This is a genomic window from Bradyrhizobium sp. USDA 3364, assembly GCF_054056355.1.
Map to the genome: position 1 here is coordinate 8,056,290 of NZ_JBSRYG010000002.1, position 14,080 is coordinate 8,070,369.

The following is a 14,080-nucleotide window of genomic DNA, read 5'->3' on the forward strand; positions in this document are numbered from 1 at the left end:
TAGATGCCACATGGACGCCAAATCAGGGATCCGGGCCACCGAGCCGATCGCTTGCGAACGTCAACGCAACCGTTGCCGCAAGAAAGAACTCAGATTTGGCCATATTGCTCGAAAGGCCGATCTGAATCGCCGCATTGGCGCACCAAACTGGGTCTGCGAAGAGCAATATGCCTACGCTACGCGCGAGCGGACCATTAAAACTACGACAGCCTTTCGTATTGCGACCAGGCACGGCGGAAGCTTCGAAGCTGATCGTGCAGCCCTGGCACTCCGCGCACTTCAACTACTTCTCAGGAGGTCTGCGGCTTTCTCCAAAATCGCAGTTACCACCCAGCTGATCGGCCGGCGCTTCGCTCGAGGCGCTGACGGGCGTTGCAGGATTCCAAAGATGCCCATCGAAAAGACGGAACGCTTGCATACGAGCTCTCCGCGGGTCTCATTCGCCGACACAGTTTTCATGCGACATGACGAGCGTGGCAGCAGCGCGGAAGCGATCAATCCTGCGGTCAACAACTTTAATCGTAATCATCACACGTCTCTTTCAAGCAACACGCCAAGAACGTTTCGCGCCAAGGGAAAGGTGCGAACTGATCCGAGAAGTCTAAAGGCAAGCTTGCACTTGCAGTCACTCAATGCACCGAGAGCCTCACGCGCCGTGCTCCAATCTAGCTCTTCTGCGCTCGCGAACGGCGACCTTGCTACCCTCGGCCAGATTGAGCATCGGGTTAGGAATGGATCCGGTCACCTGGCAGGCAGTTCAAGGATTCGAATGTCGGTGGATAACCGGTGTCCGGTCCAAGGATTCGATCAGATTGATGTAATTTTGACCCGGCGCTGACCCAGCCGCTGGGTCAAGCGCCAGCAGTTTTCGCGCGGCGGCCCCATCTCAAACAACCATTGCTATGTCAGATAGTTATATGGTGGGGGAGGCAGGACTCGAACCTGCGAAGCCATGAGGCGGCTGATTTACAGTCAGCTCCCTTTGCCACTCGGGACACTCCCCCGTCCAACAGCATCAGACCGGCCGCGCGAGTGGCGGCGGACCGGTCATCGAAATGACGCTGATAACCGCGTCGGCCCCGAAGCGGGTGCGCGGTCGGGCGCGTTTATGGGGGAAGGCGGTCCCCAAAGTCAACCAAGCGGGCCGCCTATTTGCCGGTTAAATTGCCAATATTCGACACCCGTGACACAAGCCTCACATGAGCGATCGCGACCGCAAACCCAATTTCCGAGGCAAGGGCGGTAAGCCCTTCCAAAAAGGGCCGAAATTTGCCCGTCCGCCGGCCTGGCGGGACCGCGAATCCGGTTCCGACGGACCGGTGATTCTGTATGGCTGGCACACGGTGTCGGCCGCGCTTGCCAACCCGGACCGCCAGATCCGCAAGCTTTACCTCACCGAGAACGCGGCCCGGCGGCTCGCCGAGGAGAATATCGCGACCAGGGTCACCCCGGAGCTGGTCCGGCCTGGCGACATCGACCGGCGCCTCACCCCCGATGCCGTGCACCAGGGCCTGCTGGCGGAGGCCGATCCCCTGCCCTCGCCCGGCATCGACACGCTGGCGCTCGAGGGCATCGTGCTGGTGCTCGACCAGATCACCGACCCGCACAATGTCGGCGCCATCCTGCGCTCGGCGGCGGCGTTCGCGGTGAAAGCGATCGTCACCACCGCCCGGCACAGCCCGGAGGCGACCGGCGTGCTGGCGAAATCCGCCTCCGGCGCGCTCGAGCTGGTGCCAATGGTCACGGTGCAGAATCTGGCGCGGGCGCTCAACGCACTGAACGAGCGCGGCTTCCAGACCGTCGGCCTCGACAGCGAAGGCACCGAGGATCTAGGCAAGGTGGGGCTGCAAGCGCCGCTGGCGCTGGTGCTCGGCGCCGAAGGCAAGGGCTTGCGGCAATTGACGCGCGAGACCTGCCGCACCGTCGCCCGCCTCGACATGCCCGGCGAGATCAAGAGCCTGAACGTGTCGAACGCCGCCGTGCTCGCGCTCTATATCGGCGCCAGCCGGCTCGGCCTGATGGGTTAGCTTGATATCCGGATGGGGCCGCAGCACTTGATGGGAGCACTTGCGGGCCAGAGGGCGCTTGCGAGACGGCACCTGCACCATTTCGGAATATTAGAAAAATACCCCTGAGTTGCCCGACGTGTCAAGCCGCCTGTCGAACGCCGGCAGCCCACCAGCTCCTTTGCATGGGGTTGTTTTCGATATTTTGGCAGCGCGCACCGGCGGCGGTCGGTTGCGGGGGATGCGGCGCCCCTTCCCGAAGCGACGACCCGGTTTCAATTGTCAAACGAAGAACGCCCGCTCGCGTCATGCGAACGGGCGTTGATGTCTTGAACCGGTTCTCGCACCGATCGTCGGATCAGTAGTAACGGCGCAGCGGCGCACGGCCGTAGCGATGCGGTGCGTAGCCGTAGCGATAGCCGTAATGCGCGCGGTAGGGCCGATAGTAATGGCGGTAGCCGTAGTGACGGTAGCCGTAGCCATAGCCGAAGCGGCGATAGCCGTAATACGGGCGGCCGTAGCCTTCGCGATAGTACGGCCGCGGTGCCCAATTGCCCGGGCCGGTATAGGTCGGTCCCTGGTTGACGTAATAGTACTGCTGCGCGGCGTTGGGATAGACCGCATCCGGGTCGGGCAGGCGTTCGACCGCGCCGTAACCGGCGTAGCCATAGCCGTAACCGTAGCCACCACAACCGCCGCAGCCGTAGTTCACGACGGGTGCGGAATAGCCGCAGGGGTTGAAGCCGCACGCCATTGCGGGCGCGGCCACCATGACGGCCACGGCCGCAATCAGTCCTTTGATCATTTGACGCATTACTCTCTCCTGTAGGTCTCTCTGTTCGTCGCGTAGCTCTTGGTGGCTATGAAGAGTCCCTGTTTGAGGACACTTGATTGATGGGCAATTTGATTAGGGGCCTCGGGGACGCGGCCGCGGGACCGGACCCGGCAGCGGACGCGGCCCGTTGAACTCCGGCGCGTAGATCACCGGTGGCGGATCGACCGGCACGTTGGACTGTGCCGGCAGCGGCGCAGATTGCGCCCCCCACGATTGATGATAGCTCTCGGCCGGTTTGGGCAGCTTGCGGTTGGCCGGCGGCTCGATCTCGAGGCGGCCGTAACCCGGCATGCGGCCGAGGCTCGGATAATAGTGGCCGACATTCGGCTCGGGAGAGATCGGGCGACCGCCAAAGACGGTCGGCACCATCGACTCGTTGCGGGCAAGCCCCATCGCGCTCTCGACCACCGCGTAGGAGGCGTCGACGCCGTTGATGATGATGGGCACGCCGGGGCGCACCGGCACGACGATGTCGAAGCCGCCGCCGGCCAGCGCCGTCGAGCCCATCGCAGCCAATATCGCCAGCGCAAGACTTCCGCGCATGTTCACCCAGCGTCCCAGATTGTTCCAGGAGCAGCCTAATCCAACGGCTCGGCGTAAGGGTTAAGGACGCGGGCCAAACTGCCGGTAAGCCTAACGCGTAAGCATCGGCATCCGGTCAATGCAGCCGTGCCGGATCAGAAATCGTTAACGGCTGGCGTCCGGGTCAGGTGAAGGCGTTCTCGACGATCGAGTGGATGCCGATCGCGATCGTGACCGCGCCGACCGCCATTTGCAGGCCGCGATTGGCCCAGGTCAGCCAGCGCGCCGAGGCCGCCAGCGGTACCGCGATCACGCTGGACAGCAAGCCCATGCCGATCATCGAGCCGATGCCGAACAGCGCGACATAGCCGAGCCCGATCACCGGGCTCGGCGCCTGCGACACCGTCAGCACCAGCAGCGCCGCCGAGCCGGCCATGCCGTGCATCAGGCCCACCAGCAGCGTGCGCCAGCGGAAGCCGTGCGCATGGCTGTGCGGCGCGCGGGCATGCGGCACGGCGGACGCAGGCGCCGCGGTGGACGCAGGCGCCGTGATACCCCCCGCATGGCTATGGGCGTGGAAATGCGTGGTGCCGTCGCCATGCGAATGGCTGTGGAAGTGCACGCGGTCGCGCCACAGCCGCCACCACACATGCGCACCGAGGCCGACCAGCATGACGCCGACCGCGGTCTCGATCGGCTGCGCGACCGTCTCGGGGATCGCGCGTCCGAGCAGGATCGCGGCGCCCGCAAAGACGAACAGCGTGAGCGTGTGGCCGAGGCCCCAGGTCAGGCCGTGCTTGACGATGTCACTGACATGGGTGCGGCGCGCCGCGATGCTCGAAACGGCTGCGATATGATCCGGCTCCAGCGCATGCTGCATGCCGAGCAGGAAACCGAGACTCAAGATTCCGAACATCAAAGCCTCGTCAGCCCAGCACCTCGTGAAACAGGCCTAGCATCGCCCGTCCAGGAGCGGCGATCGGCCCGCGAGTCGTAGAGCGCCGACTTCATGATAGCCGTCGGCGGACGGGTTGGTGAAGCCGTGCAGCACGTTGCCGTAGCTGATCACCTGCCAGTCGGCAACCTCGCGGGCGCGTGGTCGAGAGCACGCCGTGGAAGCTGACGACGGCCTTGAGGTCGGCACCGTCGCGCGCGAGCTCGAGCGCAACCGTGCCGCCGAAGCAGCAGCCGGTCGCGGCGCATCCGGTGGCGTCGACTTCGGGCTGCCCCCGGCAGCTGGTTCCGCGGCAACGACGGCCGCCCGCACCTCTGCCAGTAACGGGAAGCCGATACCTGCCCAAAGGCGGCCTCCGCGGCCGCCTTTTGTCCGCCTAGGACGCTGTGGCGACAGGTTCTGGCTCTGGCGCGCCAAGTCTGCTATGCGAGCGCGCAAATCACTCCATTTCGCCGGCTTAGCTCAGCGGTAGAGCAGCAGTTTTGTAAACTGAAGGTCGGGGGTTCAATCCCCTCAGCCGGCACCAGCCCTCCAAGCTTGCTCATCGCACGCCGTCAGGTACCGGTTTGCCACGCGGGTCTCGAAGGCGTGGACCGGCAGATCATGGAGGCTTGCGCTCGCCGGCGCGCGCATGGACTTCAAGCGCGAGAAAAACCACGAGCCGTCCCAGCCATAAGACTGGCCTTGCCGATGTCGGCTTGAAACCGAAGCGCATGGACATCTCGTTCTCCATCCAGATCGACACGCCCGATGCCGCGCACTGTCCCCGCCCTTGGCAGAAATGGTGGGATCATTCCCGTAGGATCACCCATGCTCCGCCTTGTTTCTGTTCTTGCGGCCCAAAATGGGGTATGCAAAATATGGGGTGGGACTAAGCCAATGACCTATTTGATCCTTGCCCGGGATGGCACCAGTCGGATTGTGCTGAAGCGCGACAGTGAGGACGCGGCCGAGAAGAAGGCGCGCGAGCTGAAGGAGATGGGCTGGTTCGAGGTCGAGATCCGCGAGGATACGGCCGGCAGCGCAGTCCAGCCCACACTGACCGAGCGACCCCAGACCCTTCAGTGAACCTTTACCGGATGGCCCTTACTCATGTGTGAGGAGCCACTATGTCCGACACAGCACATTACCGCTTTCAGTCCGATCAGGCGCGACGGCTCGCCCGTCAGGTCACTGACGCAGCGGTGCGCGAGAAGCTGCTCGAAATGGCCGAGGAGTATGGCCGCTACGCCGACCTGATCGAGGCGCGCAGCATCGAGCGAGCGCCCGCCGAGGCGGTGGTCGCCCACTAAGGCTCCCCGTCCCGCCCTGCCCGGTCGCGACCAATCCCGTTGCGAGGGACAAGCTTGGAAGCTCTCGACGGCATCCTTTTTCTGCTCGGATCGATTTTGGGCTGGCCGATCCAGTGGTTTGGCCGCTGGCTGGATCGGCAACCGCATCGCGACCCGTCGCAGATATCGACCCTCCACAAGATTGGCCGTCTCGCGCTCGGCGGAGCCATCACCGTCGCGATCCTGGTGCCGCTCGGCTGGCTTGTCTTCTGCTCATGAGCCCAGGGGTCTCATGTCTGCTCCTGACGCATTGTCTTAGCGTGCGGGCAAATTCGCGCGAAAACGCCTGAGGATTCGTTCGGAACATTATGCCCCCTCGCGCGATTTTTCCCGCATGGGCCTAGGCGAAGCCAACCGCAATTTGCTGCTTCTGGGCACGTTCACGTTGCTCAGCGTGGCCGTTGCCGGCGTCGTCGCCATGCTGGATCCGGCGCCCGCGCCGGCGAAAGCCGCGTCCCGACCGATGGCGAATCAAGCGCCGGCCCGTACCCAGAGCCCGGTCCGGATCGTCGGTATCCCGTTCGTCCCGAACACCAATCCCCGCCAGCGCTGACCGTCCCCGCGCCAGGGAAATGTCACAATTATGTCACCGGACCTGCGAAACAGACGTCTTCGTCAACCATCATGATGGCGAGTGCTTGATTCCGCGCGGTTGCTTTGCTGGAATCCGCGCGCTCAAGGTGCGCCATGAAGTGGATGAAGGAACGCGATCTCCTGATCGCGCAGACAATGGCTTTCGTACAGTCGGTGAAGGGCAAGCTGCCCGACGCCGAGCTGTCGGCGCCTGTCCAGCGGCCAACCGCGACATCCGCCCCGCTGCCCACCACTCCAGCGACTGAAGCCAAGGATGAGACCAAGGATGAGGCAAAGCCCGCCTTGGAGACCAACGCGGCGCCGGAAACCAAGCCTGCCCTGGAGATCAAGCCCGCGGCCGCGACCCATGTGGTCATGCCGCCCCCGCTTCCGGTGCCGACCGTCCTCGAGGGCCTGCCGCCCGCTCCGTCGCCTCTGGCGGTGACGGTCGTCGAAATCCCGCCGCCGTCGGCGCAGCCGCCGCACTTCCCGAAGCTCGACATCCACGGCGACTTCGGATCCGAGGTGCGCGAGCGGGTTGCCAATTTCCGCGCGCAGCAGCAGCGCTTCCTCAGGGAGCGCGAGGAATACTGCACCACGACCATGGCCAAGGTCCGCGCCGCGATCCGCGACAACGGCGAGCTGCCGCGCTCCGGCAAGTAACCGGCGCCCTTTAATCCCGTTTGTCCGATTTCACCGGCTCGGTCAGGAAACGCCCGCTCGATCGCGTCAGCGCCGGCTCTTCCATGGCGTCGACGCCGGGCTGCCTGCCTTCCGCCATCGATCGCAGGCTGGCCATCGCCTGGGTCATGCGTTCGGCGAATTTGGCCGCGGCGTTATCGAGGAACGCCCTGTCCTTCGGCTTCGGCTTGGCGATCCGTAGCTCGAAACGGGACGTTCCGTCCGGGCCGTCCAGAACGGCCCGGGTCATGATGATGCGCGGCGCGCCGGGCACCGGCAGCGTGATGCCGACCGTGAAGTAATCGACCGGACGCCAGTCGAGCGTCTCCTCGACGTTGGTATGGTTGCCGTGCGCGCAGTGATTTTTGGTGCCGACACCGCGTCGCCCCTTGCCTGACTCCTCGACGATGTCGTCGGCGTCCCACCATTTCCGCCATTGCCCGGGCACGGTGATGAACTGCCACACCGTCTCGCGCGGCGCGGCGATGTCGAACTCCAGGATCGCGTAGGCGTCTTCGCGCGTCACCTCCATCCGCGTTTGCGCGTCATCTTGCTGCCATGCCGCTTCGAGATCGCGCGCCCACAGGGTCACGTCGCCGATGATGTCGATGGTTTCGTGATGCGCGATCAGCCCTTGCGCCACCGGATCGACGCCCATGGCGCGGATCGCCGCATCGCTGTAGAGCGCGTAGGCGCGGCCGCCGAGTTTCTCGCCAACGCTGTTCTTGAGCAGCCTGTGAACCAGAATGACGTCGCGCCCGGCGAGCTCTTCCCTGCCGCCCATCCTCTGCTTGACCATCTCGCCGTGATGGATGACAAACTTGAAATCGAGATCGCCCATCGCGACGCAGGCCCTGCACTCGCAGGTCGATGCTTGGCGAATGTCGCGCAGGCGCCGCCGGAACTTGAAATAGGCACCCTCGATCGCGTCCTGGAGCAGCGAGCCATCGATCGTCCCGGTCGAGTAGACGAACGCGGCGTCGCCCTCGAACTTGGCGAGGCGAAATGGCGGGCGCAGCGCCTTCACCACCGCATCCATGAAATCGGCGATGATGTCCTGCGCATGGTCGAGCTCGACCGCCGCGAGGAAGTTCGTATAGCCGGAGATGTCGGCAATCGCGAAATATGCCGCTTCAGCCTTCGGAAGCATCGAGACCTCTGGCACAGCCGGTTCACGCCATCCACGCGGGTACGCAATGTCATACCACACAGAGGGGAGATAACATGAAATTCGTTGCTGCCGCCGCACTGGCGCTTGTGGGCTGGCTTGCCGGCTTCAATGCCGCAAGCGCGCAAGGAGCCGCCACGAAAACGACGCCGACGACCAAAATCCTCGCCATCGGGACCATCAATCCCGGTTTTGAACAATCGCAAGTGCGTGCTGTCCTGCCGGAGGAAGTTCGGGAAACCGTCGAGCTCTACCTCGATGGCAAGATCGAGCAGTGGTACTCGCTGCAGGGAAAGCCGGGCGTGGTGTTCATCGTCAACGTCACCGATCCGGCTGCCGCTCACGACATGCTCGAAAAGCTGCCTTTGGGTAAGGCGCATATGATGAGTTTCGAGCTGATCCCCATTGGCCCGCTCAACCCGCTTCGCTTCCTGCAGGGCATGCAGCCGAAACCTTGAGACATGCCATGCCCTGCTTCGGCGTCATACGCGGGCGCTAGATCGTAATGCGTTTCCACGGAAACGCATCACGATCTCATCTCTTTGTTTGAGCATGATCTTTTCGGAAAACCGGTTTCCACTTTTCCGGATCATGCTCTAGCGCCCGCGGATCTCCTCCAGCACCGGCAGCAGATGCTGCAAGAACTCGCCCGGATTCTCGCTCATCGGGAAATGGCCGAGGCCTTTCATGATGGTGGCCTCGCAGCCGGCAATGCTGTTGGCCACCGCCAGCGTCTCGTCCGGCGTGCAGGAATAGTCGTACTCGCCTGAGAGCAGAAACAACGGGCAACGTTTGGTATCGATCTCGGCGACGCGGGCGCGGATGTCGCCGTCGATCTTGTAGAAATAGAGGTCGCCCTTGAACACGCCGGGCCCGCTCTGCATGTAGTGCCAGAGCGTCTCCCACTTTTCCTTGACCGGCGCGTCGGGCCCGACCAGACCCGAGACGATGGCGGCTGCGACCTCGCCGCCATGCACGTCCGGCCGGTGCAGGAAGTTCAGGTCGTAATAGGGATCGACGTGCGCGCCGGCCTGCAGGCCGATGATGGCGCGGAAGCGTTCGGGATGCTCGAGCGCGAGATGCAGCGCGATCCGCCCGCCGATCGAGCAGCCGATCACGATCGGCTTGTCGAGGTCGAGCGCGTCGATCACGGCAAGGATCATGGTCGTGTATTGCGCCGAGGTGAGCTGATACTCCTCGTCGTGCCAGCCCTCGGGCGGCGACGACTTGCCGTGCCAGGGCATGTCGAAGGCGATGACGCGATGGGTGCGCGTGATGCGCTCCTCGTTCATCAGGCCGCGATATTGCCGCCCGTCGGCGCCCGCGGTGTGCAGGCAGAGCAGCGGCGTGCCCTCGCCCGCCTCCTCGACATAGATGCGGTGCGCCCGGCCGAACAGTTCGAGCTGCATGTAACGGCCGACGATCGGCTCGAATGTCGCGCTCATGCGGCAGCTCCCTCGCGCCGCAGCTTGCCGAGCGCCTCCTTGAAGTAACGCAGGTTCGCCATGAAGATCTGCAGCTCGCCCTCGGCCTTCAGCACGCGGCGCTTGATCAGCGCCATCAGGTCGTTGGAGCCCGGTGGCGGCCGCCGTTCGCAGAACTTGTCCCACTCCTCGTCCGAGGTGCGCAGCGCAAACGACGACGACGGCATCACGAACGGCCCCTTGGTCACCGCCACGATCCGGCCCTCATGGATCGCGATCAGCCAAGCGGACTTGCCGATCTCGAGCAGGAAGGTCGTGGTGAGAAAGCGGCCGCGGCGTACCAGCCCGGCGTCGCCGTTGACCCGTTCCTTCAGCGTGTCGATCATGTCAGCTCCATCCCGATAGCGGCCGGTCTGCGCTGGCGCAGCCGGCACTTGTTCTGCCGGCAATGATGGAAGGATCGGAGGGGTCGTCAATCGGTGCCGCGCGCGCGCGGCCACGGCGATTTCGCGCGGGCCGCCACATACGGATTTTGGCTGGGGTCAGGAAATCTAGATTCTAGAGCCAGGACCAGACCAGCGCGACGTTCGCAGCGCAGGCCGCCAGCAGCGCAACCGCAAGCGCGAGCTGCACTCGTTCGTAGGGGGGCTGGTGGATCGCTCTCATGGATCGGAGCATCCGGCGATTCTACCCGGAGAGTCCCGGGGATTCTTTTTTCCGGGGTTTACCGCTCATTAAGGACTCAGGCGCCCAACGAAAGGACCGAAATGACTCGTATTTTCAGATGCTTGCGTCGGAGTCGGCTCACGGTTCCGTGATCGGAACGACGACATTGGGTGAAACCGGGCACGGGCGCCCGCGTTGTCGGTTGTTTGGGGAAACGACGAATGCCGTACGCGCTGTTCTATCAGGACGCCAAGCTGAGCAAGGCATATCCGACCGAGGCCGATGTGTGGAAGCTCGCCCGGAAATCGGGTCTGGTGGTGGATGCCGTCACCGAGGGCAAGGAGTCGCCGCCCCGGCCGGTGCTGGACAATGATTATGAGATCCGGCCCTGCCAGCCCGAGCCGAACGAGGATCCGGCCCAGAACAAGGCCGATGCCGATCGCGAAGCGCGCCAAGAGCCCCGCCTGCACTAAAAATGGAAGGTCAGCCGGCACGCTCGGCGGGCGGGCCGGATACGGGTACGCGGTCGCGCCCTATGCTACGGCGTCGCTGTCACCAGCGAGGCCTGCTCGCCGGCGAGCGATACGCAGATCTTCCGCCGATGCAGCCCGCGGATCGCCCCAGTCACCTTGAGCACCTTACCGCCGGTGCAGGACGCGTCCTGCACGAACACGATCTCGTAGGGCGCAAGCGCCAAGGGTTCGGATTTGAGGATGGTTTGGGCAAGACACGGCACAGAGACCGCAGAGAGGATCAGCCCTAACGCAAAACTACGCATGTTCGTTTGTCCACCAGCCCGGCGATCCCACAATAGCGCATCACGATGAAAGTTCCGTGCAATGCAGGAATTATTTTTTGCATTGCACGATCAGGCGTGAACATCGGCTGAACGCGACGGCGTCATGTCAAACAAAAAGGCCGGCCCGAAGGCCGGCCTTTCGATCTCGATGTGACGACGAAGACCCGATCAGTAGCGGGAGCCCACCGGACCGCCCCAACCGAAGCGGTAGTTGACGCCCACCTTGACGGTATGTTCGTCGTTCCGGAAGCTCGTGCCGACGAGGTCGGCCGGTCCGCTGGTGAAGTTGGTTTTGCCGAAATTGTAGTATTGGTATTCGGCTTTCGCCGACCAGTTCGGGGCGAACATGTATTCGAGGCCCGCACCGACCGTGTAGCCGTCCTTGTGGCCGCCATCGGTGGTAAAGGACGCCGGCACGCCGCCGACCGTCGCCGAGATGTTGTTGCCGTCGCGCCAGGCGTAACCGCCCTTGGCGTAGAGCAGCGCCGGACCCCAGGTGTAGCCGAGGCGGCCGGTCACCGAACCGATCTGGTCGCTATTGCCGGTCACCAGCGTTCCGCCCGGGAGCAGCACGCCATTGTTGTTCGAGGAGCTGGGCAGCCAGGAGTACTGCGCCTCGACACCCATCACCCAGTTGGGGGCGAACTGGTAGTCGAAGCCGCCCTGCACGCCACCCATGAAGCGCGCGTCGCTGCCCATCAGGTTGTTGCCGTCGGTGAACGCGCCGCCGACATGGCCGCCGATATAGAAGCCGGTCCAGTTATAGACGACCGCCGGTGCGGTGTAGGGCGGCGGGGCCTTGGTATAGGTGCGGGCCGGGATGTCAGCCGCAAACGCCGGGCCCGCGAAGGCGGCCAGCGCGACTGAGCCGAGCAAAAATCTCTTCATCTCTGATCCCCGTTACTAACGCTGCGCTGTTAAGCCAAACAACGTGACCTCAATTAGGTTGCTTTGGGGCAATGCCAGACCCGTGATGTTTCCGAGCTGTAACGAGGTCGCAACAACGCCCGTTTGTTCCTTGGCACAGCAGGATTTTTCACCGGTTAAGCAACCGCATTTGGGCTGCATGTAGGTCGCAAACGGCTAAGGTGAAGTTCAACCCTCCCCGAAAAGTGATCGGAGTTCGCTAACGACTTGTGGAGGTTGCCGGTCAGGCTGCGGCAAGCCGCCGCGCCCAATAGCGCGGCCATGATTTCCGCGCAACGCCACGCGTTTGTCGCGAGGAAAACCGCTACGCACTTTTCCGGATCATGGCTAGCGCGACATTTTTTCCAGTTCCGGAAATGCCGCGTAGGACGCGCCGGCGCAGGCCTCGGCGGCATTGTCGAGGATGCGGTCGAGCCGGCCGTCGACGAACAGCACGCCACGCTCCCGGGCCGGACGGTAATTGCCGTCGGTCTCCTTGGCGCTATAGCGCAGACACACCACGTAACGCAGCCGGCCGCCGACCGTGCGCTGCGCCGGATCGGCGATGCCAGCCTCGCGGACCCCGACCGGGTTGTTCAGGTACGTCCGCATGAAGGCGACGATCTGCTCGCGATACCGGTCAGGAAACGGCTGGTTGGCGACGCCGCGATCATCGGTGAAGGTGGTCGGCCCGCTGCTGTCCTCGCTGGTGAGGCAGCCGGCGAGCGGAAGCGAAAGCAGCAGGATTGCTGCCAGTCTTGATGAAGTCCGCAAGCGACGTTGTTTCATGGGTCCCCGGCCGCGTCTCATAGACCGCCGGGCGGCGGAAGGGAATTCGCAACTCGGTTATTTCCGCGACGGCGGGCGGTCCAAAGCCCCGACGCACTCCGGCCCGCCGCCATTGGGGAAGCAATGGACGGACGGGCCGGTTCTGCATCCAAAGAGCGCAGCGGGGCAATGTGGATCGAACTACGCCCCCAGGATCAGGCTCAAGATCAGTTCAGTCGCGCGTGATCAGCCACGCTTGGCCGGCGCGACGTGCTTGGTCGCGACCTTCGCACGGACGTGCTTGGTCGCATGCTTCGGCGCCTTCACCTTCAGCATGCCCATGTGCTTGTGGGGGCGGTGATGACGATAGTGCTTGTGGTGCATCTTGGCGTTGGCGTTGCGCACCTTCGACGGCAACTGCTCGCTCTTGATGACGGGAGCGGCCTTGGTCTCCGGAGCGGCCTTGGTCGCCGGAGCAGTCGTGGTCGCCGGGGCGGACGTGGTGGCCTTGCCGGTCTCGGCGGCGAGCGCGGGCGCTGCGATCACGGACACGGCGAGCAGCGCGGCTGAAATCGTCTTCAACATGATGGTCCTCCTCTTCGGGATCGAGAGGTCTCCGGCCGGATGGTCGGCCTCACCGATCAATGCACGTGACCTTAGGGGTCGCGCACTGAACCCGTTCTGAAGGACCCTGACGGACTTCATTCATCTGAATGACATCTCTGTCATGTTGATCGTTCCCGCCTCGGATCGCGGGATCACGCGATCGTGGGTTCGGCCGGGAATGTTCTGCACCCTTGGGTGTTCAAGTCAGCAGGCTTGGGTGTAGGATTACCGAGCGCGATAAGGAACGATCAGGAGCAACCAGGAATGAGCAAGAAGACGAAGTTTTTGGGCCTCGCAGTGCTCTCGATGACGCTCGCGGCCGGGCCGGTCATCTCGGCCTATGCCGCAGGCAGCGACAATCCCTCGCCGCCGGCGTCGGACAGCGGCAGCAGCAAGGGCAAGAAGGCCAAGAAGGACAAGAGCTCCGCGATCGACGATCAGAAGTTCCTGGCCGGCTATCGCGCCGCCTATGCGACGATCTACGACAAGCACGACTACACCGCCGCGATCGAGCAGCTGACGGCGCTCGGCCAGGACGACCGTGCCGACGTCGCCAATCTGATCGGCTACTCCTATCGCAAGCTCGGCGACTACAAGGTCTCGCAGATCTGGTACGAGCGCGCGCTCAAGGCGGATCCGGCCCATGTGCGCACCTGGCAGTATTACGGCCTCTGGCAGGTCGAACAGGGCAATCGCGACCAGGCGCAGTACCATTTGAGCCGGATCGCCCAGCTCGCCGGCACCAACAGCGATGAATATCGCTCGCTCGCCGCAGCGCTGGAGAAGCCCCCCGGCACCGGCCTCGTCTACTGAGTTAAGCCACGCGGTCTATCAAGCCGG

General features: G+C 63.8%; 21 protein-coding genes and 2 tRNA genes. 11 read left to right on the top strand and 12 right to left on the bottom strand.

All coding sequences use genetic code 11. From position 1 onward, the window contains the following. Positions 1–10: 10 nt before the first annotated feature. Positions 11–838 carry a hypothetical protein gene (locus ACVILL_RS38035; RefSeq protein WP_456733720.1) on the top strand — a complete coding sequence of 276 codons (828 nt, stop codon included), beginning with the start codon at positions 11–13 and terminating at the stop codon, positions 836–838. An 80-nt stretch (positions 839–918) separates the two neighbouring features. Here ACVILL_RS38035 and ACVILL_RS38040 read toward each other — a convergent pair. Further along, a tRNA-Tyr gene (locus ACVILL_RS38040) sits at positions 919–1,004 on the bottom strand. Between the two features lie 195 nt (positions 1,005–1,199). Here ACVILL_RS38040 and rlmB point away from each other — a divergent pair. Continuing rightward, positions 1,200–2,027, top strand: coding sequence for a 23S rRNA (guanosine(2251)-2'-O)-methyltransferase RlmB (gene rlmB, locus ACVILL_RS38045; protein WP_456733721.1), 828 nt, complete (start codon positions 1,200–1,202; stop codon positions 2,025–2,027). Between the two features lie 337 nt (positions 2,028–2,364). Here the strand turns inward: rlmB and ACVILL_RS38050 are convergent, their stop codons facing one another. The 4 genes from ACVILL_RS38050 to ACVILL_RS38065 form a co-directional block, all read right to left on the bottom strand. Next, positions 2,365–2,820, bottom strand: coding sequence for a hypothetical protein (locus tag ACVILL_RS38050; RefSeq protein WP_456733722.1), 456 nt, complete (start codon positions 2,818–2,820; stop codon positions 2,365–2,367). Positions 2,821–2,913: 93 nt separating this feature from the next. Then, complete coding sequence (locus tag ACVILL_RS38055; protein ID WP_456733723.1) at positions 2,914–3,384, bottom strand: hypothetical protein; 471 nt, start codon at positions 3,382–3,384, stop codon at positions 2,914–2,916. Between the two features lie 163 nt (positions 3,385–3,547). After that, positions 3,548–4,279 (bottom strand): HoxN/HupN/NixA family nickel/cobalt transporter, encoded by a 732-nt coding sequence (locus tag ACVILL_RS38060; RefSeq protein WP_456733724.1) that lies wholly within the window; start codon positions 4,277–4,279, stop codon positions 3,548–3,550. 91 nt (positions 4,280–4,370) lie between these two features. Next, on the bottom strand, positions 4,371–4,664 hold the full coding sequence (locus tag ACVILL_RS38065) for a dienelactone hydrolase family protein (RefSeq protein ID WP_456733725.1): 294 nt from the start codon (positions 4,662–4,664) through the stop codon (positions 4,371–4,373). A 105-nt stretch (positions 4,665–4,769) separates the two neighbouring features. On the opposite strand from ACVILL_RS38065, the gene ACVILL_RS38070 reads away from it, so the two are divergent. From ACVILL_RS38070 to ACVILL_RS38095, 6 genes are all read left to right on the top strand, one after another. Next, a tRNA-Thr gene (locus ACVILL_RS38070) sits at positions 4,770–4,844 on the top strand. Between the two features lie 353 nt (positions 4,845–5,197). Further along, a complete protein-coding gene (locus ACVILL_RS38075; protein WP_456733726.1) occupies positions 5,198–5,386 on the top strand; it encodes a hypothetical protein in 189 nt (62 codons plus the stop codon). Between the two features lie 41 nt (positions 5,387–5,427). Next, positions 5,428–5,610 carry a hypothetical protein gene (locus tag ACVILL_RS38080; RefSeq protein WP_456733727.1) on the top strand — a complete coding sequence of 61 codons (183 nt, stop codon included), beginning with the start codon at positions 5,428–5,430 and terminating at the stop codon, positions 5,608–5,610. Between the two features lie 54 nt (positions 5,611–5,664). After that, entirely contained in the window at positions 5,665–5,868 is a 204-nt protein-coding gene (locus ACVILL_RS38085) for a hypothetical protein (RefSeq protein WP_456733728.1), read from the top strand. A 115-nt stretch (positions 5,869–5,983) separates the two neighbouring features. Then, positions 5,984–6,202 (top strand): hypothetical protein, encoded by a 219-nt coding sequence (locus ACVILL_RS38090; protein WP_456733729.1) that lies wholly within the window; start codon positions 5,984–5,986, stop codon positions 6,200–6,202. A 134-nt stretch (positions 6,203–6,336) separates the two neighbouring features. Beyond that, the gene (locus ACVILL_RS38095; RefSeq protein WP_456733730.1) at positions 6,337–6,885 is read left to right on the top strand and encodes a hypothetical protein; all 549 of its coding nucleotides are present in this window, start codon (positions 6,337–6,339) and stop codon (positions 6,883–6,885) included. 10 nt (positions 6,886–6,895) lie between these two features. On the opposite strand, the gene ACVILL_RS38100 is transcribed toward ACVILL_RS38095, so the two are convergent. Then, the gene (locus tag ACVILL_RS38100) at positions 6,896–8,053 is read right to left on the bottom strand and encodes a DUF2652 domain-containing protein (protein WP_456733731.1); all 1,158 of its coding nucleotides are present in this window, start codon (positions 8,051–8,053) and stop codon (positions 6,896–6,898) included. A 74-nt stretch (positions 8,054–8,127) separates the two neighbouring features. On the opposite strand from ACVILL_RS38100, the gene ACVILL_RS38105 reads away from it, so the two are divergent. Next, positions 8,128–8,529: a muconolactone Delta-isomerase family protein gene (locus ACVILL_RS38105; protein ID WP_456733732.1), complete on the top strand. Its 402-nt coding sequence runs from the start codon at positions 8,128–8,130 to the stop codon at positions 8,527–8,529. A 138-nt stretch (positions 8,530–8,667) separates the two neighbouring features. On the opposite strand, the gene ACVILL_RS38110 is transcribed toward ACVILL_RS38105, so the two are convergent. Both ACVILL_RS38110 and ACVILL_RS38115 read right to left on the bottom strand, forming a co-directional pair. Continuing rightward, entirely contained in the window at positions 8,668–9,516 is an 849-nt protein-coding gene (locus ACVILL_RS38110) for an alpha/beta fold hydrolase (RefSeq protein ID WP_456733733.1), read from the bottom strand. Next, entirely contained in the window at positions 9,513–9,881 is a 369-nt protein-coding gene (locus ACVILL_RS38115; RefSeq protein ID WP_456733734.1) for a hypothetical protein, read from the bottom strand. The genes ACVILL_RS38110 and ACVILL_RS38115 overlap by 4 nt, the downstream gene beginning before the upstream one ends. A gap of 501 nt (positions 9,882–10,382) precedes the next feature. Between ACVILL_RS38115 and ACVILL_RS38120 the strand changes: the two genes are divergently transcribed. After that, complete coding sequence (locus tag ACVILL_RS38120; protein ID WP_456733735.1) at positions 10,383–10,634, top strand: hypothetical protein; 252 nt, start codon at positions 10,383–10,385, stop codon at positions 10,632–10,634. Between the two features lie 65 nt (positions 10,635–10,699). Here ACVILL_RS38120 and ACVILL_RS38125 read toward each other — a convergent pair whose 3' ends face one another. From ACVILL_RS38125 to ACVILL_RS38140, 4 genes are all read right to left on the bottom strand, one after another. Beyond that, entirely contained in the window at positions 10,700–10,939 is a 240-nt protein-coding gene (locus ACVILL_RS38125) for a hypothetical protein (protein WP_456733736.1), read from the bottom strand. A 189-nt stretch (positions 10,940–11,128) separates the two neighbouring features. Beyond that, positions 11,129–11,848, bottom strand: a complete 720-nt coding sequence (locus ACVILL_RS38130; protein ID WP_456733737.1) for an outer membrane protein — start codon at positions 11,846–11,848, stop codon at positions 11,129–11,131. A 366-nt stretch (positions 11,849–12,214) separates the two neighbouring features. Then, entirely contained in the window at positions 12,215–12,655 is a 441-nt protein-coding gene (locus ACVILL_RS38135; RefSeq protein ID WP_456733738.1) for a hypothetical protein, read from the bottom strand. Positions 12,656–12,880: 225 nt separating this feature from the next. Then, positions 12,881–13,219: a His-rich protein BRANT gene (locus ACVILL_RS38140; protein WP_456733739.1), complete on the bottom strand. Its 339-nt coding sequence runs from the start codon at positions 13,217–13,219 to the stop codon at positions 12,881–12,883. Positions 13,220–13,504: 285 nt separating this feature from the next. Between ACVILL_RS38140 and ACVILL_RS38145 the strand changes: the two genes are divergently transcribed. After that, positions 13,505–14,053: a tetratricopeptide repeat protein gene (locus ACVILL_RS38145; protein ID WP_456733740.1), complete on the top strand. Its 549-nt coding sequence runs from the start codon at positions 13,505–13,507 to the stop codon at positions 14,051–14,053. The last annotated feature ends 27 nt before the right edge of the window (positions 14,054–14,080 follow it).